The sequence below is a fragment of the Alteromonas infernus genome (assembly GCF_902705815.1).
The window spans coordinates 195,227-220,224 of sequence record NZ_CACSIG010000031.1 but is presented as its reverse complement, the minus strand read 5'-3'; the positions used below and the strand labels follow the sequence as shown (position 1 = coordinate 220,224).

Here is a 24,998-nt window from a genome sequence, read left to right as displayed (position 1 = left end):
ATGTCCCATAGTTTGGTAAAGCGTTTGTCATTATGTTTATGTACAGCGCTTCTTGTTGCATCCTGTGCAAAACAGAATAAACAAGCGTTTTACAATACGGGTATTATTTACTGCTCTGAAAGCAATCCAGTGACGTTTAACCCCCAACTTGATACGTCAAGCACAACGTCAGATGCTTCCTCTCACCAACTTTACGACAGGCTTCTCGATTTCGATCCTGAATCTGGCCGCATTGTGCCAAGCTTAGCCAGTAGCTGGCTTGTAAGTAATGACGGCTTAACCTATGCCTTTCAGCTTCGAAAAGACGTGTCGTTTCACTCTACTCGTTATTTTGAGCCGACAAGAAACTTTAACGCCGACGATGTAATATTTAGCATCGACAGGTGGCGACTAAACTCACACCCTTATCACTATGTGTCCGGCGGTCGCTACCCCTACTTTGAAAGTATTGGCCTTGCTCAAAACATTGAATCTGTCGAACGGATCAACGGCTACCGTGTAGAGATAACACTCAAACATCGCGATAGCTCGTTTTTAGCAAATTTAGCGACAGATTTCGCGGTAATATTGTCAGAGGAATACGCTACTCAGTTGGCCAACGCCGGCACACCGAGCAAAATAGATGAGCTTCCCATCGGGACCGGACCGTTTAAATTTGATAGCTATCGCAAAGACCATTTCATAAAGTACCTTAGGCACGAAAACTATTGGCGCACCCGGTTATTGACCGAAAATGCAAACATTACCCGCGATATTGAGAATATTGAAACCAACGCAAAAAGTGAAAATAGCAGCGAAGCGATAGCAGATGGTCTTTCTAAAAAGACAGACGGACACGTAGTTGAACAGCTTATTTTTGATATTACGCCACGCAGCTCACTACGACTGGCTAAGTTAATGACTGGCGAGTGCGACGCCACTGCCTTTCCCGCTCAAACAGAGCTTGAGGTAATAAGGGCTAGAGACGATCTTACGCTCGCTGAAAAGCCAGGGCTGAATGTTGGCTTCTGGGCTTTTAATACTCAGCGTCCGCCTTTTGACAACCCCGATGTAAGACGCGCTTTAGCCGTGGCCATTGATAAAAACACGCTGTTAGAAGCCGTTTACTTTGACAGCGCAACGCGAGCTAAGACCCTTCTTCCTGCAGCGAGTTGGGCATTTCAAAACGATGCTGATGATACGGCCTATAACCCAGTTTTAGCGCGAAAGTTACTGGCAGATGCAGGTATAAAACCTGGCTTTTCAATGACAATATGGGCCATGCCTGTAGAGCGCTCTTATAACCCCAATGCCACTAAAATGGCCGAACTTATTCAGCGTTATTTAAATGATGTAGGCGTTGAAGCAACCATTGTTAGCTACGACTGGACAACCTTTAGACGGCATTTACAAGAAGGTTTACACGATTCTGTGCTTATCGGCTGGTCAGCAGATAATGGCGACCCGGATAACTTTTATCGCCCGCTGCTAAGCTGTGGCGCTATCCCTTCTGGCACAAACCGCGCCATGTGGTGTAACGAAGATTATGATAGATTACTTAACAGCGCCCTTCAAACTGATGATATTGAAGCCCGCACAGCTCTTTACCGGCAGGTAAACCGATTACTGTATGAACGCCTTCCGTTAGTTCCAATAGCCCATGCCTATCGCTACCAGGCATACCGAGATGAGTTGGAAGGAATGACAATTAATCCCTATGGCGGCGTACGCTTTGGTGGAGTAGAAAAAACACTGTGATCCAAATTCTCGTAAGATACTGCACGTTATTTGTGTTAACCCTTTTGGTGTTAGCGATTATCTCTTTTTCGCTCGCTTACCTTTTTCCCGGTGACACACTGGAAAACTTAACAGGCTTAGTGCCAGAAAACGACATTCAGCGTGCAGCCTTAGAGCGGCAGTTCAAGCTAGACCAGTCTTATATTTTTCAGTTCTTTTATTATGTAGGCAACCTACTCACCGGTGACTGGGGCTATAGCTTTACGTCCGGACTGCCGCTAAGAGAAGAGGTAGGCATCGCGATGCCAGCCACGATAGAGCTAGCAACCTACGCTATGCTAATGGCCCTATTCGTTGGTGTTCCGCTAGGCTATTACGCTGGAATTCGATGCTATTCAACGTCAGACCACCTTATTAATAGCGTGAGCATTACTACGTATTCCTTTCCTGTTTTTTGGTTTGCCCTTTTACTCATTCTTATTTTCAGTTTGCAGTTAGACGCGGCGCCGATGTCTGGACGTATCAGCCTGCTATATGACATTGAGCCTGTAACTGGTTTTATCCTTATCGATATTTTACTATCTGATATTGAAAACAAGTCTCTGGCGTTTAAAGACGCACTGTCGCACATTGCATTGCCTACCTTCTCAATCGGCGCTATCGCTACCGCATCGATGATAAGAGTAACTCGACGCTCAGTTATTGATGTAAAGCACCGACCTTACATTGCAGCCGCTTTGTCCCGCGGCCTATCAAGCTGGCAAATATTTTTCCGACATATATTGCGCAACGCCCTGCTTCCCATATTGCCCCTAATGGCTATTCAAATTACCACGCTTATTACTAATGCGATGATCGTTGAAACCTTATTTTCATGGCCAGGCATAGGAAATTGGCTTATTCAAGCCATTTACCAACGGGATTATCCCGCCTTACGAATTGGAATGATGGCGGTATCTTCTGTTGTTATAACTTTAACAATCCTCATCGATTTGTTTAACCGCATGATTGACCCAAGCAGAGAGAAATACGAACGTGCCACAGTTTAGTTTGTACGACGAAGAGTTCCATCCGTCGCCGTGGCAGCGGACGTGGGCCTCTTTTAAAGCAAGCCACATTTCTATGTTGGGCCTGATTATGCTCGCGCTGTTTGTCGTGTGCGCCGTTTTTGCGCCTCTGATTACGCCCTACGACGCAGTAGAGCAAAATATAGACGGCTTATTAATTCCACCTAGTTGGGTAACCAATGGATCTATTTCACACCTGTTCGGCACCGACGCGTTAGGTCGCGATCTTTTTACCCGCATTATCTATGGCTGTCGAATAACGCTAGGTTCAGCGTTTATTACCGTCGTACTAGCCATGCTAGTGGGTGTTAGTCTTGGTACCTTCGCAGGCATGTTGCGAGGAGTGCGCTCCAGTATTGCTAACCATTTACTCGATGCGTTAATGGCTATTCCTACTCTGCTTATTGCCATTATTATTGTAGCAATTTTAGGCACAGGTTTGGTCAATAGCATGTGGGCGATTACATTGGCGCTTATCCCCCAGTTCGTGCACCATACTCGCAGCTTTGTGCGGGCAGAGATGAAAAAAGAATACATAGTGGCCTCTAAACTCGATGGCGCGAGCAAGTGGCAACTCTTCGTTCACTCTATATTGCCTAATATGACCGAAATGCTGGTGGTGCAAAGTACCCTTGCGCTTTCCATCGCGGTTATAGATATTTCCGCCTTAGGCTTTTTAAACCTTGGCGCTCAGTCTCCCCTACCGGAATTAGGCGTAATTTTAGCCGACGGCCTAGACGTTGCTTACCTTGCACCTTGGAATGTAGCCGTACCGGGTATGGCAATATTTTTTATGGTGTTATCCATTAATATTGTGGGTGACGGATTGCGTTCGGCCCTGCGAAAAAGAGTGAGTCATTAATATGCCAATGCTTGATATTAAAAATCTCACCTTAGAAATGCAAAGTAGTGAAGGCGCTATCAAAGCACTGGATAAAGTTAACTTATCTGTAAGTAGCGGCGAAATTCGTGCCCTTGTGGGTGAGTCTGGTTCGGGTAAAAGTTTAATTGTTTCTGCTATCTGCGGCGCACTACCCAATCAATGGAATTTGACGGCCGACAGGATGAGTTGGAACGGTGAAAACTTATTAGGTATGTCGGTGCAACAGCGCCGCGAAGTAATGCGTCGAGAAATTGCCGTTGTATTCCAAGATCCTCAGGCGAGCTTAGACCCATCGGCAACCCTTGGCGAACAGCTAGAGGAAAGTATCCCTGATGAGTTTGTTCAAGGAAGCTGGTTTTGGCAGCGTGCACAGCAGCGTAAAAAGATAGCCATTAGTACGGTGCATAAAGTGGGTATAAAGCACCACAAACATTACTTAAGTGCGTTTCCACACCAAATACCTGCCGACATTGGGCAGAAGTTTATGATTGCAATGGCGTTAGTATCACAGCCTAAATTATTGATTGCTGATGATCCAACTCGCGGTATGGAGCCCACCACTAAAACACAAATTCTTAAGCTTTTTACTCGGCTAAACCAAACGCGTTCGTTATCTATTCTTTTCGTGAGCCACGACTTGCTGGCAATTGCGAGTATGTCACACTCGATGACGGTTCTATATGCCGGTCAGACCGTTGAGTCGGGTAAAATGAAGCATATCAAAAAGCGCCCGTTACATCCTTATACCAAAGCACTGCTGGACAGCGCGCCGAGCTTTAGGAAAGACTTGCCCCCTAAGTCACTGCTACCCACGCTCAGCGGCTCTATCCCAACGCTTCAGCATTTACCAATTGGTTGCCGATTAGGCCCTAGATGCCCGCGAGCCCAGCGTGCCTGTGTGCAAACACCTGCCGCACGCAAAATCCATGATCACAGCTACAGCTGCCACTACCCGCTGCACATGGAGAAGCTGTAATGGATATCATGCAGGTAAAAGACCTTACGTTTATTCACAATGAAAAGAAACGCTGGCTAAAAAGGCCAGAAGTATTTCAACTGGGCCCTGTGAATTTAAATGTAAAGCGCGGCGAAACCATTGCCATTATCGGTGAAAACCGTTCAGGTAAATCACTGCTTGCTAAACTGCTGGTTGGTGCCTTGCCGGCTGACGCGGGCGAAATTGAGATTAATACTCACAAATACTTAGCAAAATACCAATCCAAAGATGGCCAGCAAAAACGTACCCACGATATTAGAATGATTTTGCAGCACAGCGCGGAGTCGATGAATCCGTCTGTTCCCGTGGGTAAAATTTTAGATGAGCCCCTACGTTTAAATACCGGCTTACCTCAAGCAGAACGCAAGCCTATTATTGAGGATATGCTGGTAAAAGTAGGGCTGCTGCGCGAGCATTATTACTTTTACCGGCACATGCTTTCTGATGGTCAACAACAGCGCGTGGCGCTAGCACGAGCCATTGTTTTAAAACCTAAAGTACTCGTAGCTGACGAACCTTTCGCGGCATTAGACCCCTCAATTCGCTCTCAAACCGTAAACCTTATACTTCAGCTTCAACAAGAATTGGGTTTGGCATTCGTCTTTATAAGCCATAATTTAGGTATAGTTAGGCACATTGCAGATAGGGTGATTGTTATGGAAGGTGGAGAAATCGTAGAAGAAGGCAAGACAGAAACCATTTTCAGATGGCCGCAGCATACCCGAACAAAAAAGCTTATCACTGCTTATCAGTCGTTAGTACCGCAAAACACAATTCGTTAAAGCCCACCGTGGGTTTTAACGTTGGGTATTAAAAAGGGGCAAACCCTTTGCCCCTTACCTTATTAACTTACCAATCAATGTATTGGCTCTGAGCGTGGCTAGAGCCTAACTGTGCATCTAGCCGACAAGTGCTAACAAAATGCCTGCGGCTACCGCGCTGCCCAACACTCCGGCGACATTTGGCCCCATAGCATGCATTAATAAGAAGTTATGAGGGTTAGCTTCTAACCCCACTTTGTTTACGACCCTTGCTGCCATAGGTACTGCAGATACCCCTGCTGCACCTATAAGTGGGTTTATACTTCCGCCCGATAGCCGGCTCATTAGCTTAGCCATCAGTACGCCAGCTGCCGTACCTATGCCAAATGCAATGGCGCCTAGGCCTAAAATCCCTAAAGTCTCGACGGTGAGAAATGCCTCTGCCGATAATTTAGAGCCCACCGCTAATCCTAAGAAAATGGTAACGGTATTAATAAGTTCGTTTTGCGCTGTTTTACTGAGGCGATCCACAACCCCGCACTCTTTCATTAAGTTACCGAAGCAGAACATTCCTACTAATGGTGTGGCTGCCGGTAGAAACAGAATGGTCATAAACAGAACCGCCAATGGAAAAATAATTTTTTCACGTTTGGCCACTGGACGAAGCTGACCCATTTTAATTTCACGCTCGTCTTTTGTGGTTAACGCCTTCATTATTGGGGGCTGAATAATAGGAACTAATGCCATATATGAATAAGCTGCTACAGCGATTGCGCCAAGTAAATCTGGCGCAAGCCGAGAGGCTAGGAAAATTGCCGTGGGGCCGTCAGCGCCCCCTATAATCGCAATCGCACTTGCGTCTTTAAGCGTAAATTCAAAACCAGGGATCAGATTCAATGCGATGGCGCCAAATAGCGTAGCGAAAATACCAAACTGGGCTGCGGCGCCCAGTAGCAGCATTTTCGGATTAGCGATAAGCGCACTGAAATCTGTCATAGCCCCTACACCCATAAAAATAAGCAGCGGAAACACGCCTGTATCTATGCCTATTTTATAAATATAGTGAAGCAAACCACCTACCTCAGAAAACCCCGCAATAGGGATATTGGTAAGTAAAGCGCCAAACCCTATGGGCAAAAGCAACAAAGGCTCGAACTTTTTCACAATTGCCAAATACAGAAGACCAAAGCCAACCGCCATCATTATCAGTTGACCCGCTTCAAAATGCGCAAGCGCGGTACTATCCCAAAGTACCATTAACTTATCCATGCCCTACCCCAATAAGATCAATGGTTGGCCACTGGACACGGCATCGCCTTCCCCAACAGTAACTTCCGTTACCGTGCCGGTGAACGCAGCGCGGATCTCCGTTTCCATTTTCATGGCTTCAAGGATCATAACTACATCACCTTCGGCAATACTGTCACCGTTTTTAACGAGTATCTTAAATACGTTACCCGCTAACGGTGCATCAATAGACTGGGAAGTGCTTGCAGATGCCTGAGTATTGCTCGCTGACGCTGGCGCCGATGATTGAGCAGCACCTGCTGGTGTTACGCTTGTTAAGGTACCGGATGGTGCGACTTCTACGTGATACACCTTACCATCAACGTTTACATCGTAAGTTTCGCTGCCAGATGTAGACGTGTTTGCTGCAGTTTTTTCTACTTGAGCGACATCTGCTGACTGCGATGACTGTGCACTAGGTGCAGGTTCAAACGCATCAGGATTACCGCGATTTTCGATAAACTTAAGGCCTATCTGCGGGAACAAGGCGTAAGTAAGCACATCATCAATTTTGTCATCTGATAGCGAAAGCTGCTTTTTCTCTGCGAGTTCATCAAGCTCTTTACTTAGTGCATCAAGTTCGGGGGCAATGTTATCAGCCGGTCGGCACGTCACAGGCTCAGCACCATCAAGCACACGCTCTTGCAGCGCTTTATTTACTGGTGCCGCGGTGGCGCCGTATTCGCCTTTAAGTACGCCAGCGGTTTCTTTCGTGATGCTCTTGTAGCGCTCGCCTGTTAGTACGTTAAGTACCGATTGCGTGCCTACAATTTGAGAGGTTGGCGTAACAAGAGGAATAAACCCGAGATCTTCCCGTACCCGTGGAATTTCTTTTAGTACTTCTTCGAATTTATCTTCAGCGCCCTGTTCTTTTAGCTGGCTTTCCATGTTGGTTAGCATGCCGCCTGGCACTTGCGCTAGCAAAATCCGTGCGTCAACGCCCTTTAAGCTTCCTTCAAACTTGCTGTATTTCTTTCTTACATCTCTGAAGTAGCTGGCAATTTCTTCCAGTTCTGGCAATGCGATGCCGGTGTCACGCTCTGTACCCTCTACAATCGATACCATCGTTTCAGTGGCGGTATGGCCATATGTCATACTCATTGACGAGATAGCGGTGTCGAGCATATCAATGCCCGCGTCTACGGCTTTTTGATAGGTGGCAGTACTTAACCCTGTCGTAGCATGACACTGCATGGCAATAGGTACACTTACCGTTTCCTTCAGCCCTGTTATGAGCGCTTCGCATTCGTAAGGCTTTAAAAGCCCTGCCATATCTTTAATACAAATGGAATGAACGCCTAAGTCCTCAAGCTGTTTGGCCATATCAAGCCAAAGCTTTAGATTGTGCACTGGGCTTACGGTATATGAAATGGTGCCTTGCGCGTGCGCACCGCTGTCTATGGTTGCTTTAATTGCCGTTTTTAAATTTCTGATGTCGTTCATTGCATCAAAAATTCTAAATACATCAACGCCGCTTTCATGGGCGCGCTCTACAAAGCGAGTCACAACATCGTCAGCGTAATGTCGATACCCCAGCAAGTTTTGGCCTCGTAGCAACATTTGCTGCTTGGTATTAGGCATGGCGGCTTTTAGCTTTCTAATACGTTCCCATGGGTCTTCTCCCAAGTATCGAATGCAAGCGTCAAAGGTAGCGCCGCCCCACGACTCTACTGACCAAAAGCCAGCTTTATCTAATTTTTCCGCAATGGGAAGCATATCTTCAATACGCATTCGCGTAGCTAGTAGTGACTGATGGGCATCACGCAGGACCAGCTCGGTAAGGGCCAGAGGCTTAGACATGGTAACTCCTGATTAGACTTATTTTTTTGAATTTTGGCGATGGGTATGAATTGCAGCGGAAATAGCGGCGATAACATTACCGTCTATTCCGGGTTGTACCGTTTGATTGTTTCTTTTTACGTTGACAGCGGGCTCTTCAATATCACCGGGGAAAGCTTCGCAAAAGCGTGCGATTAAGTGTATACCTACGATAAGAAGTCCGAGAAATGAGAAAACAAACACCATTCCTATCAGCATGAGCGAGCCTGCTTCAACGAGCAAGCTAGCGACGGATTCCGAATTCATATTCAATCCTATTGTTATTTTGTACCTGAATAAGTATCACGAGGGTTTTGAAAACACAACAATGCAGCATAAAAAATCACTTAAAATTGAATAGAAGCCATCAAAATGAAACTTAATGCATTATTTTTTAATAAAATTGCAATAAAAGCGTATCGAACTTAATTTAAATCAATTTTATATCAGCGCGCTTGCACGAAAGTGGGAAAACAAATAGAAGAAATAGGGAAGCAGAAATGAAAAAGCCCACCTAAAAAGGTGGGCTCTTCAATGTGGCGCGTGTGGAAGGATTCGAACCTCCGACCGCCTGGTTCGTAGCCAGGTACTCTATCCAGCTGAGCTACACACGCGTTAACTTGTATACTTTCGAATTTTATTTCGAAAGGTGACGCTTTAAAATAAGTGGCGCGTGTGGAAGGATTCGAACCTCCGACCGCCTGGTTCGTAGCCAGGTACTCTATCCAGCTGAGCTACACACGCGCAAAAAACTTGTTGTCGACCGTCACTATCAACGAATAATAATGGCGGAGAGGGAGGGATTCGAACCCTCGATACGCGTAATGCGTATGGTTCCTTAGCAGGGAACTGGTTTCAGCCACTCACCCACCTCTCCTTGACTGCGGGGTGCATTTTACGGATTCATTGGCCTGAGTCAAACCTTTTTTATAAAGAAATTGTTCACTCGCTGCCATTTTAAACGATTCGTGCAAAAAACCAGTAATTTGTTCGCAATACAAGCAATTAAATAAAAAATCTGTTGCCCTTACCGTACGCTTTTTCAACGCGCAAAATCGATCATTAGGCAACATCGTATATTTTTATAAAATGAAAACGGCGTTTTAGGCCAATTTCCATTTCATTTTGCAAAGTTTCCTCTAGTACCATGCTGCGCGTTATTAATAGGAAGCGTGCACAAAACACGTCCAAACACGGTTATAAGCGGTGGCCCTACTATTTTAAGGTATAGAACAATTAAGCGAATACGCAAAGCCTGTAAACAAACTTTCTAGTGACAGTGGCCGCCTACTCTTTGCCAAACCTTAGTTGGTATTGCAAAAATCCGCGGTTGCAGCCATAAAAGCACGACCGCCATAGCAACGGCGTTCACGTCATAAGTGTTAACACAAACAAAAAAGGCCAGCATAAGCTGACCTTTTCCTGTGAAGCGTATAATGCAATTATTCTGCAGAACCTGGCTGACCGCCTTTTTCTGCCTGAATGCGCATATAAATCTCTTCACGGTGCACAGAAACTTCTTTTGGTGCATTCACACCTATACGTACCTGATTCCCTTTTACACCTAGTACAGTAACGGTTACATCGTCACCTACCATAAGTGTTTCACCAACTCGACGAGTCAAAATAAGCATTCGCTTGCTCCTGTTCCTTAATACTGAACGTAATCCTTTGAATTTTGCTAACCCTTCGGCACGACCCGATGGTAGCGACAGTGGCTCCATGTTTCTGCGTCACTTCAAAAACTCACTGTTATACACAAAAATAATTATAGCTTATCTTGTAACCAAACGTTAACCGAATCTAACGCTTGCCCCAAGTTTTCAGGCTTATCGCCACCCGCTTGAGCCATATCAGGGCGACCGCCGCCTTTACCACCTACTTGTGATGCGACAAAGTTAACTAACTCGCCCGCTTTAACTTTATCAGTGAGATTTTTAGTCACGCCAGCAATGAGGTTCACTTTCGCATTGTTAGCCACACCTAGTACTACCTAGTACTACGATACCTTCGCCAATTCGGTTTTTAATATCGTCCATCATTGAACGCAATGACTTCGCTTCGACACCTTCCAAATTAGCGATTAGCACTTTAACGCCATTTATCTCTACTGCATTACTAAGCATATCAGCACCTTGCTGACTCGCCAGTTTTTGTTTTGCAGAATTGAGCGCTTTTTCTAGTTCTTTAGTCTGATTTTGTAGAGAAACTACGCGTTCAAGTACATTTTGGCTATCTGTTTTTAATAATGACGACAACGACGACAGCGTCGCTTGTTGCGTTTGCACGACTTCAATTGCTTGCTCGCCAGTGACCGCTTCGATGCGTCGAACACCCGATGCAATGCCCGCTTCACTGGTAATTTTAAACAAACCAATGTCGCCAGTTCGCGCTACGTGAGTACCACCACATAGCTCAACAGAGAATGGCCCCATAGTTACCACGCGAACTTTCTCGTCGTACTTTTCGCCAAACAGCGCCATTGCACCTGAGGCTTTGGCTTCTTCTAGGTCCATTAGTTCAGTAGCCAGTGAATGATTTGCGCGTATTTCTTGATTCACGCGTCGTTCAATCTCTGCAAGCTGTTCTGTAGTAACGGCTTCAAAGTGCGAGAAGTCAAAACGCATACGCGGCGCTTCAACCAATGAACCTTTCTGCGTTACGTGCTCACCTAAAATTTCGCGCAGCGCCGCGTGAAGCAAATGGGTAGCACTGTGATTTTTCTTAATGGCTTCGCGGTTAGCCGAATCTATGGCGGCGGTTGCTGTATCGCCCTTAGAAACAGAGCCTTTCGCTATTCCTTTGTGCGCAAACGCGTTACCCATTTTCTGGGTATCAGTGACAATGAATTCACCGTTGGCAACGCGCAGCACCCCTTTGTCACCTGCCTGACCACCGCTTTCCGCGTAGAACGGCGTGCTGTCTAACACCACTACGCCTTCTTGGCCATCTTCTAATTTTTCAACAAATGCGTTGTCCGCAATTAGCTCAACCACATTCGCCTGGCCTTCCACATCGGTATAGCCCGTAAACGACGTTGTATGGTCGATGGCAAGTTTGCTGTTGTAATCTGCCCCAAAGTTGCTTGCTTGCTGTGCGCGAGCGCGCTGAGCCTGCATTGCCGCTTCAAAACCTTCTTCGTCAATTTTAAGCTCGTGCTCTCGAGCCACGTCGTTAGTAAGGTCTGTTGGAAATCCGTAAGTATCGTACAGTTTAAATACCACATCACCCGGCACAGTATCACCTTCAAGCGAGGCGAGTGTGTCGTTTAGCATTGCCATACCGCGTGCGAGCGTTTTACTAAACTGCTCTTCTTCTACGCGCAGTACTTTTTCAATAACCGGAAGCTGGTCAACTAGCTCTGGATACGCTTCACCCATTTCATTAGCAAGAGAAGCAACCAGTTTATAGAAGAAGATGTCGTTGGCGCCAAGCTGATACCCATGGCGTACCGCGCGACGTATAATACGGCGTAACACATAGCCGCGACCTTCGTTAGAAGGCATAACACCGTCACAAATTAAGAAGCTGCACGAACGAATGTGATCGGCGATAACCCGTAGCGATTTATTTTCAAGATCCTCTGTGCCAACGATTGAGGCTGCAGACTTAATTAAATTCTGAAACAAATCGATTTCGTAGTTGCTGTGAACGTTTTGCAAAATAGCTGAAATACGCTCTAGACCCATACCGGTATCGATTGACGGCTTTGGAAGCGGCTCCATGGTACCGTCAGCTTGCTTATTAAACTGCATGAATACCAGGTTCCAGATTTCGATAAAGCGGTCACCGTCTTCTTCAGGTGTTCCTGGAGGACCACCCCAAATGTGCGCGCCGTGATCGTAAAAGATCTCAGAGCAAGGACCACATGGGCCTGTATCGCCCATTGACCAGAAGTTATCTGACGTACTAATACGGATAATTTTCTCTTTAGGCACACCAATGTGGTTTTCCCAAATATCGAACGCTTCATCATCTTCAGAGTAAACGGTTACTAATAGCTTTTCTTTAGGAAGCCCAACTTCACTTGTTAGAAAGTTCCACGCAAATTCAATCGCTTCTTTCTTGAAATAGTCGCCAAAACTGAAGTTACCCATCATTTCAAAGAAGGTATGGTGGCGGGCTGTATAACCTACATTTTCAAGGTCATTGTGTTTGCCCCCTGCCCGTACACAACGCTGAGATGATACTGCACGGGTATAGCTACGCTTTTCGGTACCTAGAAACGTATCTTTAAACTGGTTCATTCCCGCATTGGTGAAAAGAAGTGTGGGATCATCTGCCGGCACCAGTGACGAGCTTGCCACCGCCTGATGGCCATGACTTTTAAAATAATTGATAAACTTGTTACGTAAGTCAGCAGTTGATAATGTCATTGAAAACCTAACTTCCTTTATTCTATTTACGAGACGTGCGATTTGCCTGTTCTAATGAGTTTTATATCGGGGCGTTTTGCCATTACTCAATGTACAATGCCGCATTACAATTCTCGGGATAATTAAAATGCACACAAATTTGCGCAACAATACCACGGATAGCGCAATTTTGTTAAGTGTAACGGCCAAGAGATAGGGCCAAATTTTGCTTAAATTCAACAAAAACAGTCGATATTCATGCACGTGATTGCAACAGGTGTGTATTTTGCAAAATTGTAAGTTACCACTTTAACTTTTAGTTCTCGCAGCTACTCTCGCTGACCGCGTAATCGATATGATCTTGGTAAAAACCGCGATATTGAAGAAACTGTTTCTGCTTTTGCCTTAACGCAAATTCAGTTTCGTAAAACTCGCCAAACTTCTTTACCTTTACGTTTCTCGCGCTTTCAAACCAGTCGGCTTCAATTTCGTTTAACGCCTGCTCTGCCGTTCCCTCATCAACACCGTATTGCTGCAAGTCTAACTTGATAGCGCGAGGACCTTTACCTTTCATATAAAGGGCGCGGGCTCTACTTTCTGCAAAACGCGTATCGCTTTGAATTCCTGCATCCTTAAACTCGTCTAAAATAGGCGTAAACGCCTCGCTTGCTATTCCCTTTTGTTGCAGCTTTCGTGCTATTTCATTAACGCTATGCTCTCGTCGTGCCAGCATGCGAGTAATCGCGTCGGTAATGATTTTTCGGTCAAAGTCTGACATTTTTATGAACTTACTCTTTTGTTTAAAACGTAGAAACAGGGCTATTTTAGCGCTAAATATTACGTAATAGCGATAATCTCTGCGCCAATAAACGATGATTTCTACACGACTGACAAAGCATGACAGCAACTGACTATCAGATAAAAATAATAAATTCCGTTGCGCTGCTGTCCCAAGCGCGCTGGGATAAGCTAGCACAAGATGCAGGCCCATTTCTTTCCTATCACTTTTTACTCGCGCTTGAACAAAGTGAGTGCTGCAACAATGAATCGGGTTGGCAGCCTTGTCATATCGCGATCACTGGCGCGGGAGAGGATACGGTACATGCAATTATTCCCGGCTATTTGAAAACGCATAGCTACGGCGAGTATGTGTTTGACCATGCGTGGGCCGATGCCTATGCGCAACACGGCCTCGACTACTACCCCAAGTGGATATCTGCCATCCCCTTCACTCCTGTCACTGGCCCTCGAATTTTAACCGACGGTAAAATTGAGTTCGGTACGGCCTTTTTTAATGCACTTGAAAACAAGCTTGTAGACTATGTTGCGTCAGTCTATGGCGAGACACTGTCTTCATTACACTGGCTTTTTACCGATGAAATCACGTCTAAGCTATTGACCCAAGCGGAACACTGTAGCCCGCACGGACACTCAAGCGATAAGACTGAAGATGCAATAAATGAGACGCTTGGCGATGCCTCTGCGCTTGCCCCTTATTACTTGACCCGCTATGCGGTTCAGTTTCAGTGGTATAACTACCAGTATAAAAACTTCGATGATTTTTTAGCAGCGTTAACGTCTCGCAAACGCAAAGACATCAAGAAAAGCCGTCGAAAACTACATGAGCGAGGAATACGCTTTAGCCATCAAAAAGGCCAAGCCATTACGCCAGACACCCTTCAGTTTTTCACAAAATGTTACAAAGCAACCTATTTAAAGCGAAGTGGTCATGTGGGATATTTAAATGATGTCTTTTTCCAACAACTTGTTGAAAATTTAAGTGACAATATGCTTATTGTCACTGCTTTTGAAAATGATGTGCCTGTTGCCAGCGCATTATTCTTTTTTGACGATACGGGTTTATACGGCAGATATTGGGGCGCGTTAAAAGAGATTGACGGGCTTCATTTCGCCTGCTGTTACTTCGAAGGTATTGAATTTGCAATCGCGCACCAGTTAGCGCTATTCAATCCCGGCACACAAGGTGAGCATAAAATTTTACGGGGCTTCGAGCCTACTTATTGTCGCTCACATCACACGTTACGACATACGGCGTTTCACCGTGCTGTAGCAGACTTTTTACACAGAGAAACCCCGCATATCGGCAGCTATTTTAATCAGGCACGGAATGCTTTACCGTTTAACAAGGAATTTGTGCCTACTTTAAAAACGACAAGTGTCACTGCACCTAACGACGACACTTATAATCACAAAGAGAAAAACGATGAAATATAAACTTTTAGCCGTAGCTATTGCGGCTTCGCTAGGGCTTACAGGCTGTGGCCAGCCTGACCAAGCAAAAGAACAAACAAACGATCAGGTAAGCGCAGTTGAAGCGCCTGAAGCAAACGGCGAAGCTGAGCTTGGCTCTTTTGGCGTAGACTTATCTGCACGCAACGAAGCAGTAAAACCGGGTGATGATTTCTTCATGTATGCAAGCGGCACATGGTATGACAACTATGAACTGCCTGCAGACAAAACCCGTTATGGTGCATTCACTGGTCTTGCTGAGCGAAGTGAAGAGCAGGTGAAAAACATCATTGATGGTTTAATGGAGAAGTCTTCGCTTAACGCTGAAGAGCAGCTTGTTCACGACTTTTTCGTTGCATACATGGACACAGATACCATTAACGAAAAAGGTATTAAGCCCATTGAAGACGTACTGACGTCAATTAATAGTATTGAAAACACCACCGACCTTACTAAGGCGTTCGGCAATAGCTGGCTTGTTGGTTCAAGCACGCCAATCTACGGCGGAATGTGGTACAACCGCTTAGACCCCAACGAATATCAACTAAGCGTGGGTGTAGGCGGTTTGGGCCTTCCTGATCGCGACTATTACCTTAGCGACAGCGAGCGCTTTGTTAAAATTCGCGAAGCGTATGTAGCACACATCGAGCAAATGCTTAACTTTGCTGGGGAGGAAAATGCGGCGGAAAAAGCACAAGATATTCTTCAGCTTGAAACACAAATTGCTCAAATACAGTGGCCACGGGAAAAGCGTCGTGATCGCGACCTAACGCTTAACCAAATTGAGCGCAGTAAATTATCTGATGAATACCCGGGTTTTGACTGGGATACTTACTTCGCACAGACAGGTTATAAAGTCCCTGAGCTCAATATCACGCAGCCAGAGCCAGTCAAAGAAGTGATTAAAATTATCAATGAAGCTGACTTAGCGGATTGGAAGTCGTATTTGAAATATCATACGATTTCTAACAACGCAGGCTTCCTTTCAGAAGAAATTTACCTTGCTAACTTTGACTTCTTCGGCCGCACGTTAAGCGGTCAGCAAGAGCCTCGCCCTCGCTGGAAGCGCGCGGTAAGCCAGATGTCTGGTACTGAATCACTCGGTTTTGCTATCGGCAAAATCTACGTGAATGAATATTTCCCGGAAAGCTCAAAAGAGCAAATGGCGGAACTGGTAGAAAACCTGCGTACTGCACTCGGTGAGCGTATTGAAAACCTTGACTGGATGAGTGAAGAAACCAAGGTTAACGCCAAAGAAAAGTTGATGGCCTTTAACCCGAAAATTGGTTACCCAGATGAATGGCAGCTTTTTGACGGCGTGACTATTAGCGATAAAGACCTAGTGGGTAACGTTCGCAATCTACGCACGTTCTTCCAAGACCAATCGGTTGAGCGCGAGCTTGAGAAAACAGACCGCAATCGCTGGGGCATGACACCTCAGCGCGTTAACGCTTACTACAATAGCTCGTTCAATGAAATTGTATTCCCTGCAGCTATTTTGCAGCCGCCGTTCTTCGATCCGAATGCCGATCCAGCCGTTAACTACGGTGCTATTGGCGCAGTTATTGGTCATGAGATGGGCCATGGCTTCGACGACCAAGGGTCAAAATCTGACGCTAACGGAATTCAGCGCAATTGGTGGACCGACGCAGACCGCGCAGCGTTTGAAGAAAAAGCAGACATGCTGGCTGAACAATACAGTCAATACGAGCCAATTGAAGGTAACTTCGTGAACGGCCGCAACAGTCTAGGTGAGAACATCGGCGATGTGGGTGGTCTGTCTATGGCTTACCACGCTTACAAACTAAGCCTGAACGGTAAAGAAGCACCCGTTATTGATGGCCTAACCGGCGATCAACGCTTTTTCCTGGCATGGGCACAAGTGTGGAAAGAAAAACGCACCGAAGAGAGCATGCTTAACCAGCTACGTGCCGGTACACACGCTCCAGGTCGCTACCGTGCTCAAGCACCGCGCAATCACGATGCTTGGTATGAAGCATTCGACGTAAAACCAGGTGATGCTTTGTATCTTCCACCAGAAGAGCGCGTAAGAATCTGGTAATTAAACAGGTAACCTGGCCCCCCTTCAAGGCGGGCCAGTACGTTGCAAAAAGCGCGGTAGGCTATGAACCTACCGCCTTTTTTAACCTGCCGTCAGCGTTTAATGCGTATTGCTAGTCAAACAGCCTTGCTAAAAACGTCCCCTACCTTAACGAATCCGATTACTACTTCGCGTATTGAGTAATTAGATCTCGCACATATTGCTTACAGCGAGTAACCGCTTCTGTAAAGTCGCCATTACCTACGCTTCCCATTGAATAACGCAACCAATAGCCGTCAATCAACGCAGCTGTCGATGCCGCAGCGTTTTTCACTTGTTCTGGTTTAAGCAATTTGCGATAGCTGAAAGCGAGATTACGCTCTAAGCGCTTGTGGTTTATACATTGCAAGCGGTGCAAGCCTTCGTTGTGAAGTGACAATGCCCAAAAGTTAAACCACGTATTGGTTGCAGAACTCGCGCCCTGCGTTTGAGAAAAATTGTTTTCTATGATGAAGTCAATGCGTTTAAGTGGGTCATCAATGCGCTTGGTGATCTTTAGTGCCTCGAGAAGGTGGCGCATAGTCGCCTCTATCAGCCCCTGTTTATCGCCAAAGTAATGACTAATGATTCCTGAAGAAAGCCCTGCTCTTTTGCTTATTAGACTGATTGTCGTACCGTGATAGCCAACCTCTGCCATCACCTCCAACGTTGCTTCAATTAACTGCTTTTTACGAACTGGCTCCATTCCCACCTTGGGCATGCTACAACTCCAAACCTTAAATCAAATAATAAACCTGAGGCAGCGGTGCGCTGCCCCAGGCATGATATCACGATTAAAAGGTTAAGCGTGCGTTCACTGCTACAGCGCGTGGCGCGCCTATCCAAAATGCGCCTGGGGCGATAGTTGAAGCGTAATCTTCGTCGAACAGATTGTTCACCGTTAAGCGTACTTCAAGCTCTTCAACACCGGGGCCAATGTTCTCGATAAAACCGCCGATGTAAAAGTCGCTAACGATATAATCATCTACCTGTGCCGCATTGTTGCTATCGAGGTAGCGGCTGTCTACGTACTTGGTAGAAAGACCGGCGAAGTAGTTATCGCGCGCCCAATCAAGGCTAACCACTGCCATAGTATCTGGTGTGCCTATTACCGTGTTGTCTTCAATGGCCACTAATGACACCTCGGCATTATCTGGGTCGGCAATTGCGGCCTGAGCCTCGGCAAGGGTATCGTACTGGGTGCCCGAGCTTCCCACGGTTGCTACATACTCAGATTCACTAAGCGTTATTGAAGTAAACAGTGAAAGTGTTTCCGTAAGCGTAATGTCAGCAGAGATTTCAAAACCGCTAGACTCAATACCTCCTACGTTCTTATATCCACCCGCGGCGGCTTCTAAAAAGTCGATACCTTCTGACGTTTCGTTACTGGTAAACTGAATGCGGTCGTTAAATTCAATATTGTAATAGGTCACGCTAGCGTTGAAACCTGGTGATGCATAACGAAAGCCAACATCAATATTGTCTGCTGTTTCCGGCTTGATAAAACGAAGGTCAGTATCGTTACGCTCAAGCTGAGCATCTTTAATAGCGGCGAAGTTTTCCCCATATCCTGCGAAAACTTCAAGTCCTTCATAAGGAAGCGGCGCTACGATACCTGCTGAAAATAATGTATCTGAATCGGTATTTACCGCAAGGTTATTGGAAGCATCAAAGTTATCGGTTTTCTCGATATCAACGTTAAACTTCTTGGCACCTAAGCGAACGCGAGCAAACCCAACATCTAGTTCGTCTTCAACATAATACATTAACGTATCAACAGGGAAGGTTCTGTCGTACTGCACCCAGTAAGGCACATTATCGTAGTCTACGCTGATAGATGAATTGGTAATTTTATGCCAATCACGAGACTCGCCACGCTCGTAATCTTCCCACCAAATACCAAAGCGCACTGTGTTATCAAAATCGCCAATTTTGGTGTACCACACAGCGTCAGCGTTAACCCCGACACGCTCTTTATCGTAGTGGGTGTGGCGATATGAACCAACTGGAATCGCGCCCTGTTCATGACAGCCCGGGTCGTATTGTGCTCCAGCGCCCCCGTAAGGGAACGTAAGCGAACTTTGACACCCTTCAATGGGGCTTAACTGATTGCCCTGTCTATCTACAAAATAGATTTGTCCTAACTCCTGTCCACCGTAAACCGTGTTGCCCACTACAAGTTCAGAATGCCCCGCTGTGCCATCATCGGTAATATCTACGATATAAGGCGGAACCCATTCACCGCGACCTTCGTTATCGTGGTAATACACATTAGTCATAAAGTCGACTTGGCCGATAGTGAACTCTGCCTGAAGATAGGCGAACAGGTTTTCCCGCAGGGTTGACCAACCGCGACGGTAAGCCTGATCTTGATATGGCACACCTGTCCACTCATCAGTCAGCTGGTCCCAATCGGGGTTCTGCTCATATTGCGCTAGGCCGTAAATGCGCTGATAATTGTCTTCATGAGTATCGTCATAAGACAGGTAACCGGTAAGCGATACATCGTTCACCGTTGAAATAAACTTCATGGCTAAGTGGTCACGGGTATTTTCTGCTGCTTGTTGCATAAAGTCAGAGCTCTCCTGACTAGAGAGGCTTATCCATGCGTAAGTATCTTTAAAAATTTCGCCGGTTTCATAACGGACATAATACTTTGACGCATCAAACTCACCTGCAGTAACGCTGGTTACCAAGCCTTGTTCCATTGAAGGGGCGATAGTCGTGAAGTTAAGTGTCCCGCCTAATGCTTCGTGAGAACGTGAGGCAATGTCGGCGGTACCCTGTGATACTTCAACCGCTTGTACGTTTTCCGTATCGATATAGCGATTCGCTTTTGCGCCACCACCATAGTTAGAGTTACCGTTGGCGATGCCGTCTACCGTCATGCCAATCTGTTGTTCATTTAGATTTACCTGAAACCCACGGATAACAATAGACGTTGACCAGTCATCGGCACCGAACGTATCGCCTTCGTTAATAAGGACACCTGGAAGGTTATCAACCGCAGCTAAAACGCTGCTAAGGTTAGCCTGCTGCTTGAACATATCGTCGCTAGTCGCATTGTTCGCATATGAAACGCTTCGCCCTACAACGGTAATCTCTTCTATGCGTTGTTCATTAGTCGCTTCACTCTCTTCCTCTGCGTGTACGAGGTAAGACGCACTCATTGACGATAAGGCTGCGAGGACGGCTAACGAAATTTTGTTGTGTGTTTTCATGCATTTCCCAGTAGTGTTGTGTAATTGTTATCCACTACCATAGGGGGCATTTGTTACAGTTGCGTTAAGTTTAATTGAACAATCAATTAATAAACCGATAGCAACAATCTTTTGGCTTCTACACAGTATCTAAAGTTTTATAAGCGAAAAGACATAAAAAAAAGCCCTCGCGAAGGAGGGCTAAAGAAGGGAAAGGATTATCTTATCTTGTTCTTACTTTATGACTGCGCTGCGGCTTGAAAACTGGTGTGTTCGCTTTCAGTTCCGTCTACTTGCTTTTTTGCATAAAGCAAGGCGTCATGTAACGTGTCGAAGTTAGGAATACTAGGATGCGCTTCATTTACGCCCTCCAGCACTTTGTTAACTTCTGCGTTAGCACCGCAAATAACAAGTTGACGACCCGCGGCTAATGCATCTGAAGTTACCGTATCAACCGCCATTGCAGCCGACACGTCCATTAGCGGTACGCGAGAGAAATCAAGGATAGTAACGGTAGCCCCCGGACGCACGCGCTCACGTACGTGGTGACCTAAATCAGCCGCTGCACCAAAGCTTAACGGGCCGCCGAAACTAAAGATTGATACTTTATCTTTTAGCGATTCAAGTAACTCGTTTTCCTTAGGGTCATTTAAAGACTCAGGGATCTTCTTGAGTTCTTCAATTTGCAGTTGAGCAATTTGCTTAACATAAGCTAATGCCGCAAATACTACACCGACACCTACCGCTGTGATTAAATCTACGAATACGGTTAAGGCAAGCACCATAATCATCAAGCCGAAGTCCCAACGCGGGCCTTTGTGTGCACGCTTTAAGTAGCTCCAATCAATGATATCTAAACCTACTTTCACCAAAATGCCGGCAAGAACAGCATGAGGGATTTGCGCCGCTAGAGGGCTAAGACCTAGTACAATGGCAAGTAATACCAACGCGTGAACCATACCTGAAACGTTGTACTTACCACCGCTGCGGATATTTACCACTGTACGCATGGTTGCACCTGCGCCAGCAATACCGCCAATAAGGCCTGCAAACGTGTTACCAATACCTTGGCCAATAAGCTCTTTGTTACTGTCATGACGAGTTCGGGTCATGTTGTCAGCGACAAGTGAGGTTAATAGGCTATCAATTGCACCAAGTACGGCAAGGATAAAAGCAGCTTCTAAAATAAGTAGCGCTTTGCTTTGATCAAACACCGGAAGGTGAAGGCTCGGTAAGCCCGTGGGAATATCGCCAAGTACAGGGACAGATAGCGCTAGACTTACCAAGGTGCCAATGATTAGCGCAGCAAGTGCACCAGGCACAAACTTTCCTAGTTGTGGAGGCCACTTGTAAGCAATAACTAAAGTACCCAAGCCCAGAGCAAGTGTGGCAAAGTCGATATCAGCAAGCGCTGTAGGCAAATACGATAGCGCACCAATTGTGCCGCCTGGAGGCTCGTGGCCTAGCAGTCTGCCTAACTGCAGAATAATAATGATGGCACCGATGCCTGACATAAAACCAGAAATCACCGGATACGGCACCAAGCGAATATACTGGCCTACCCCAAGTACGCCGAATACGATTTGGAAGACACCTGCCAATATTACCGCGGTAAAGATAAGGCTAGTATCGCCGGATAGACTTGCAAAAAGGCCTGCGAGTACAACAACCATCGGGCCCGTAGGACCTGAAATTTGCGCTGGTGTACCGCCGAAAAGTGCAGCAAAAAAGCCCACGGCTATAGCACCATAAAGGCCAGCCATCGGGCCAAGACCTGACGCTACACCAAGTGCAAGCGCCAGTGGCAAAGCAACGATACCGGCGGTTAAACCACCGGTAAAATCGCCACGTAAATTAGAAAAATTGATTTTCACCATAGTTATGAGCCTTATTCGGAGCGCGCAAGTTGCGCTTCTGCAGTAGACTCGTCCATGACATCAAACTCACCCGACTCGGTGTTATAATAAAGCACCTCACCAGTGCCAATGTTGTACACCCAACCGTGAAGTTTAACCTGACCGGTTGCAATTTTTGCAGCTACCGCAGGATGCGTACGTAGGTGTTGAATCTGCTGTACTACGTTCTCTTTCGTTACCGCTTCTAAATCGTCAATAGAAAGTTCATCGTGACCACAACGCTCTTTAACTACGTCTGTGGCAACACGGCAATGGCCCAACCACTCTTTAACATGAGGTAGCGAGTCTAGACCAGCAGGGTTAATCGCACCTTTCATTGCGCCGCAGTCAGTGTGACCACACACAACAATATGTGAAACACCCAAAGCAGCCACTGCAAATTCAATAGACGCTGTCATTCCACCTGTTTGGTTGCTGTGCGGAGGAACAATATTGCCCGCGTTACGACAAATGAAAAGTTCACCTGGGTCGGTTTGTGTAACTAGGTTCGGGTCAATACGTGAATCTGAACACGTGATGAAAAGCACTTCAGGATTTTGCCCGTTAGCCAGCTTTTGAAACGTCGCTTTCTTATTCGGGTAAACTTCCTTTTGGAATTTAGCAACACCTGAGATAACGTGATCCATATAAAACTCCCAATTTTTTAATAATTGTAATGATTATGTAATTACGCCAGTTTCACCTGATAGATTAATAGTTTAATATACTAACTCGCGATAGCTAAATACTATCACCCTACAAACAGCACTACTACTAAGGTTAGTAAGAGAAGGGTAAATACACCATGCAATTTAACGGAAAAAGCCCGTCAATTAACCAAATCCGCTATTTTGTGGCTGTGGCGAAATATTTAAGCTTTAGGCAGGCTGCGGGAATTCTTGGTATTAGTCAGCCTACGCTGACCAGCCAAATTAATGCGTTAGAAACACACCTTGGACTAACGCTGTTCGAGCGTTCTCGCACGGGAACCTTATTATCGCCGCAGGGTAAAGCGCTGTTAGACGCAGCAGAAGAGGTGCTGCAAGCATCACAGCGATTCAGCGAGATAGCCCGGGACTTGTCGGAAGGTGAAGTGGTGACATACCGGTTGGGGATCCCGCCTACTCTTGGCCCTTATTTGTTACCGTTTGTTTTACCCGATTTACACAAGCGCAAGCCTGGCCTGCGTTTTTATGTTCGTGAAGGGGCACCAAGCGCCCTGCAACACGGCTTATTGCGGGGGGAGTACGATCTTATTCTATCGCCCCTTTCTGGCGAAAATTCACAGCTCATCACGCAACCGCTGTTTAAAGAACCTTTAAAGTTTGTGACGCCTTCTGATCACAAATTAACAGGTAAAGCGTTCGTTAGACCAGAAGAAATAACCGGTGAAAAAGTACTGACTTTGGAAGACAGACACCACTTTCACCATCAAGTACAACGTATTTGCGATGAAATTGGCGCAGATTTGCAGCGCGATTATGAAGGTACCAGCCTTGATACACTGCGCCAAATGGTCGTGATGGGAATGGGGGTGGCCTTTCTTCCCGGCTTGTATATTCACTCAGAGTTACATAAACCTGAGGCATTACACGTGTGTGAAATTGCAGATATGCCTATTGAGCGTCAGCATTCATTGGCGTGGAGAAATACAGCACCGGGCAGAAAAACTTTTAGGGAAATCTCAATTATCATTAAAGAAATCATTGAAACTCGTCTTTCCAATGCGGTAACGATTGTGAATGATACACCCAAACATGCCCTTAACCGTTAGTATCGTTGTGACACATTATGATTGATAGACAGCATTTACGAATAGTGAGAGCGATTGATGCCGAAGGCACAATGACCGAAGCGGCGAAATCACTCTTTTTAACGCAGTCTGCGTTAAGCCATGCAATGAAAAAACTGGAAGCCCATTTTGAGGTTCCTCTTTGGAAAAAAGAAGGTCGACGGTTAACGCTTACACAAGCGGGGCAAAGTGTGCTGGGTTTGGCCCATCGTGTATTGCCCCAGTTTGAACACACAGAGGCGCAGTTGCGTAGGTTTGCCGATGGCAAGCAAGGTATTTTGCGAATTGGAATGGAATGCTACCCTTGCTTCGAGTGGCTCTTAAAGGTGGTTGCACCATTTTTAAAAGCGTTCCCCGATGTCGATGTAGACGTTCGCCGCGCTTTTTCATTTGGCGGCCTTCAAGCACTACACGGCTACGACATAGATATTTTGCTAACTCCCGATCCTTTGTCTCTTGATACTATTGCTTATACGCCGGTGTTTGAATACGAACAGGTACTGGTTATGGACAAACATCACCCGCTCGCTGATAAGCCGTTTATAAAGCCACAAGATCTGTCTAACGAAACGCTTATTACCTATCCGGTAGAACTTAGCAGGCTAGATATATTCACCCACTTTCTTACGCCGGCTAACTGCACAGTTAGGCAACACAAAACGATTGAAACCACAGAAATCATCCTGCAAATGGTGGCGGCCGGGCGTGGAGTTACAGCGCTGCCAAAGTGGCTAATTGATGAATCGAAGGAGCGAGAGCTACTCACTTATCGCTCACTTGGAGAGGTAGGCGTATCAAAAACCCTTTATTTAGGGCATAGAAAAGCCCAAGACGTGTTGGGCTTTGTTGACGATTTTATAGCGTTGTCTCAGGCGCATAAGCCTTGAGAACGTTTCG

General features: G+C 46.0%; 18 protein-coding genes, 3 tRNA genes and 1 pseudogene. 9 read left to right on the top strand and 13 right to left on the bottom strand.

Translation table 11 applies throughout. The features are described 5' to 3' along the window. Genes ACX5J7_RS08420 through ACX5J7_RS08400 form a run of 5 tightly spaced genes read left to right on the top strand, consistent with a single transcriptional unit; the run spans position 1 to position 5,445 of the window. Complete coding sequence (locus ACX5J7_RS08420) at positions 1-1,737, top strand: ABC transporter substrate-binding protein (RefSeq protein ID WP_020743085.1); 1,737 nt, start codon at positions 1-3, stop codon at positions 1,735-1,737. Then, on the top strand, positions 1,734-2,765 hold the full coding sequence (locus tag ACX5J7_RS08415) for an ABC transporter permease (RefSeq protein WP_020743084.1): 1,032 nt from the start codon (positions 1,734-1,736) through the stop codon (positions 2,763-2,765). The genes ACX5J7_RS08420 and ACX5J7_RS08415 overlap by 4 nt, the downstream gene beginning before the upstream one ends. Beyond that, positions 2,752-3,645, top strand: a complete 894-nt coding sequence (locus ACX5J7_RS08410; RefSeq protein WP_012517712.1) for an ABC transporter permease subunit — start codon at positions 2,752-2,754, stop codon at positions 3,643-3,645. The genes ACX5J7_RS08415 and ACX5J7_RS08410 overlap by 14 nt, the downstream gene beginning before the upstream one ends. Before the next feature lies 1 nt (position 3,646). Then, the gene (locus ACX5J7_RS08405) at positions 3,647-4,642 is read left to right on the top strand and encodes a peptide ABC transporter ATP-binding protein (protein WP_020743083.1); all 996 of its coding nucleotides are present in this window, start codon (positions 3,647-3,649) and stop codon (positions 4,640-4,642) included. Next, positions 4,642-5,445, top strand: coding sequence for an ATP-binding cassette domain-containing protein (locus tag ACX5J7_RS08400; RefSeq protein ID WP_012517710.1), 804 nt, complete (start codon positions 4,642-4,644; stop codon positions 5,443-5,445). Before ACX5J7_RS08405 ends, ACX5J7_RS08400 begins: the two co-directional genes overlap by 1 nt. 117 nt (positions 5,446-5,562) lie before the next feature. Here the strand turns inward: ACX5J7_RS08400 and ACX5J7_RS08395 are convergent, their stop codons facing one another. The 9 genes and pseudogenes from ACX5J7_RS08395 to ACX5J7_RS08355 all read right to left on the bottom strand — a co-directional run bounded on the left by ACX5J7_RS08395 (position 5,563) and on the right by ACX5J7_RS08355 (position 13,662). Continuing rightward, complete coding sequence (locus tag ACX5J7_RS08395; RefSeq protein ID WP_498706767.1) at positions 5,563-6,693, bottom strand: sodium ion-translocating decarboxylase subunit beta; 1,131 nt, start codon at positions 6,691-6,693, stop codon at positions 5,563-5,565. A gap of 3 nt (positions 6,694-6,696) precedes the next feature. Beyond that, a complete protein-coding gene (gene oadA / locus ACX5J7_RS08390) occupies positions 6,697-8,511 on the bottom strand; it encodes a sodium-extruding oxaloacetate decarboxylase subunit alpha (protein ID WP_012517708.1) in 1,815 nt (604 codons plus the stop codon). 18 nt (positions 8,512-8,529) lie between these two features. Continuing rightward, complete coding sequence (locus tag ACX5J7_RS08385; RefSeq protein ID WP_012517707.1) at positions 8,530-8,796, bottom strand: OadG family protein; 267 nt, start codon at positions 8,794-8,796, stop codon at positions 8,530-8,532. Positions 8,797-9,066: 270 nt separating this feature from the next. Further along, positions 9,067-9,143 (bottom strand) — tRNA-Arg (locus ACX5J7_RS08380). Positions 9,144-9,196: 53 nt separating this feature from the next. Further along, positions 9,197-9,273: transfer RNA gene (locus ACX5J7_RS08375), tRNA-Arg, on the bottom strand. A 42-nt stretch (positions 9,274-9,315) separates the two neighbouring features. Then, positions 9,316-9,406, bottom strand: a tRNA-Ser gene (locus ACX5J7_RS08370). 565 nt (positions 9,407-9,971) lie between these two features. Further along, a complete protein-coding gene (gene csrA / locus ACX5J7_RS08365) occupies positions 9,972-10,163 on the bottom strand; it encodes a carbon storage regulator CsrA (protein ID WP_012517705.1) in 192 nt (63 codons plus the stop codon). Between the two features lie 134 nt (positions 10,164-10,297). After that, a pseudogene (alaS, locus tag ACX5J7_RS08360) lies at positions 10,298-12,905 on the bottom strand (alanine--tRNA ligase). Between the two features lie 295 nt (positions 12,906-13,200). Beyond that, positions 13,201-13,662, bottom strand: coding sequence for a regulatory protein RecX (locus tag ACX5J7_RS08355; protein ID WP_012517703.1), 462 nt, complete (start codon positions 13,660-13,662; stop codon positions 13,201-13,203). Between the two features lie 119 nt (positions 13,663-13,781). Here ACX5J7_RS08355 and ACX5J7_RS08350 point away from each other — a divergent pair, with 119 nt between their 5' ends. Beyond that, a complete protein-coding gene (locus tag ACX5J7_RS08350; protein ID WP_278385210.1) occupies positions 13,782-15,119 on the top strand; it encodes a GNAT family N-acetyltransferase in 1,338 nt (445 codons plus the stop codon). Continuing rightward, positions 15,109-17,196, top strand: a complete 2,088-nt coding sequence (locus tag ACX5J7_RS08345; protein WP_024015895.1) for a M13 family metallopeptidase — start codon at positions 15,109-15,111, stop codon at positions 17,194-17,196. The genes ACX5J7_RS08350 and ACX5J7_RS08345 overlap by 11 nt, the downstream gene beginning before the upstream one ends. Positions 17,197-17,359: 163 nt before the next feature. Here ACX5J7_RS08345 and betI read toward each other — a convergent pair whose 3' ends face one another. From betI to ACX5J7_RS08325, 4 genes are all read right to left on the bottom strand, one after another. Then, complete coding sequence (gene betI, locus ACX5J7_RS08340; RefSeq protein ID WP_015066500.1) at positions 17,360-17,935, bottom strand: transcriptional regulator BetI; 576 nt, start codon at positions 17,933-17,935, stop codon at positions 17,360-17,362. Positions 17,936-18,008: 73 nt separating this feature from the next. Beyond that, complete coding sequence (locus ACX5J7_RS08335) at positions 18,009-20,435, bottom strand: TonB-dependent receptor domain-containing protein (RefSeq protein ID WP_498706763.1); 2,427 nt, start codon at positions 20,433-20,435, stop codon at positions 18,009-18,011. 218 nt (positions 20,436-20,653) lie between these two features. Next, complete coding sequence (locus tag ACX5J7_RS08330; protein ID WP_498706762.1) at positions 20,654-22,291, bottom strand: SulP family inorganic anion transporter; 1,638 nt, start codon at positions 22,289-22,291, stop codon at positions 20,654-20,656. An 11-nt stretch (positions 22,292-22,302) separates the two neighbouring features. Next, on the bottom strand, positions 22,303-22,956 hold the full coding sequence (locus ACX5J7_RS08325; protein WP_012517697.1) for a carbonic anhydrase: 654 nt from the start codon (positions 22,954-22,956) through the stop codon (positions 22,303-22,305). 158 nt (positions 22,957-23,114) lie between these two features. Here ACX5J7_RS08325 and ACX5J7_RS08320 point away from each other — a divergent pair, with 158 nt between their 5' ends. Then, on the top strand, positions 23,115-24,083 hold the full coding sequence (locus ACX5J7_RS08320) for a hydrogen peroxide-inducible genes activator (RefSeq protein WP_015066497.1): 969 nt from the start codon (positions 23,115-23,117) through the stop codon (positions 24,081-24,083). Between the two features lie 17 nt (positions 24,084-24,100). Beyond that, positions 24,101-24,988, top strand: a complete 888-nt coding sequence (locus tag ACX5J7_RS08315; RefSeq protein ID WP_041702608.1) for a LysR family transcriptional regulator — start codon at positions 24,101-24,103, stop codon at positions 24,986-24,988. The last annotated feature ends 10 nt before the right edge of the window (positions 24,989-24,998 follow it).

Excerpts from the sequence above, each read along its gene's own strand:
- ACX5J7_RS08395 (WP_498706767.1), bottom strand. The coding sequence starts at position 6,693 with ATGGATAAGTTAATGGTACTTTGGGATAGTACCGCGCTTGCGCATTTT.
- ACX5J7_RS08320 (WP_015066497.1), top strand. The coding sequence starts at position 23,115 with ATGCAATTTAACGGAAAAAGCCCGTCAATTAACCAAATCCGCTATTTT.
- oadA (WP_012517708.1), bottom strand. The coding sequence starts at position 8,511 with ATGTCTAAGCCTCTGGCCCTTACCGAGCTGGTCCTGCGTGATGCCCAT.
- ACX5J7_RS08315 (WP_041702608.1), top strand. The coding sequence starts at position 24,101 with ATGATTGATAGACAGCATTTACGAATAGTGAGAGCGATTGATGCCGAA.
- ACX5J7_RS08345 (WP_024015895.1), top strand. The coding sequence starts at position 15,109 with ATGAAATATAAACTTTTAGCCGTAGCTATTGCGGCTTCGCTAGGGCTT.
- ACX5J7_RS08335 (WP_498706763.1), bottom strand. The coding sequence starts at position 20,435 with ATGAAAACACACAACAAAATTTCGTTAGCCGTCCTCGCAGCCTTATCG.
- ACX5J7_RS08400 (WP_012517710.1), top strand. The coding sequence starts at position 4,642 with ATGGATATCATGCAGGTAAAAGACCTTACGTTTATTCACAATGAAAAG.
- csrA (WP_012517705.1), bottom strand. The coding sequence starts at position 10,163 with ATGCTTATTTTGACTCGTCGAGTTGGTGAAACACTTATGGTAGGTGAC.
- ACX5J7_RS08325 (WP_012517697.1), bottom strand. The coding sequence starts at position 22,956 with ATGGATCACGTTATCTCAGGTGTTGCTAAATTCCAAAAGGAAGTTTAC.
- ACX5J7_RS08330 (WP_498706762.1), bottom strand. The coding sequence starts at position 22,291 with ATGGTGAAAATCAATTTTTCTAATTTACGTGGCGATTTTACCGGTGGT.
- betI (WP_015066500.1), bottom strand. The coding sequence starts at position 17,935 with ATGCCCAAGGTGGGAATGGAGCCAGTTCGTAAAAAGCAGTTAATTGAA.
- ACX5J7_RS08420 (WP_020743085.1), top strand. The coding sequence starts at position 1 with ATGTCCCATAGTTTGGTAAAGCGTTTGTCATTATGTTTATGTACAGCG.
- ACX5J7_RS08355 (WP_012517703.1), bottom strand. The coding sequence starts at position 13,662 with ATGTCAGACTTTGACCGAAAAATCATTACCGACGCGATTACTCGCATG.
- ACX5J7_RS08405 (WP_020743083.1), top strand. The coding sequence starts at position 3,647 with ATGCCAATGCTTGATATTAAAAATCTCACCTTAGAAATGCAAAGTAGT.
- ACX5J7_RS08385 (WP_012517707.1), bottom strand. The coding sequence starts at position 8,796 with ATGAATTCGGAATCCGTCGCTAGCTTGCTCGTTGAAGCAGGCTCGCTC.
- ACX5J7_RS08350 (WP_278385210.1), top strand. The coding sequence starts at position 13,782 with ATGACAGCAACTGACTATCAGATAAAAATAATAAATTCCGTTGCGCTG.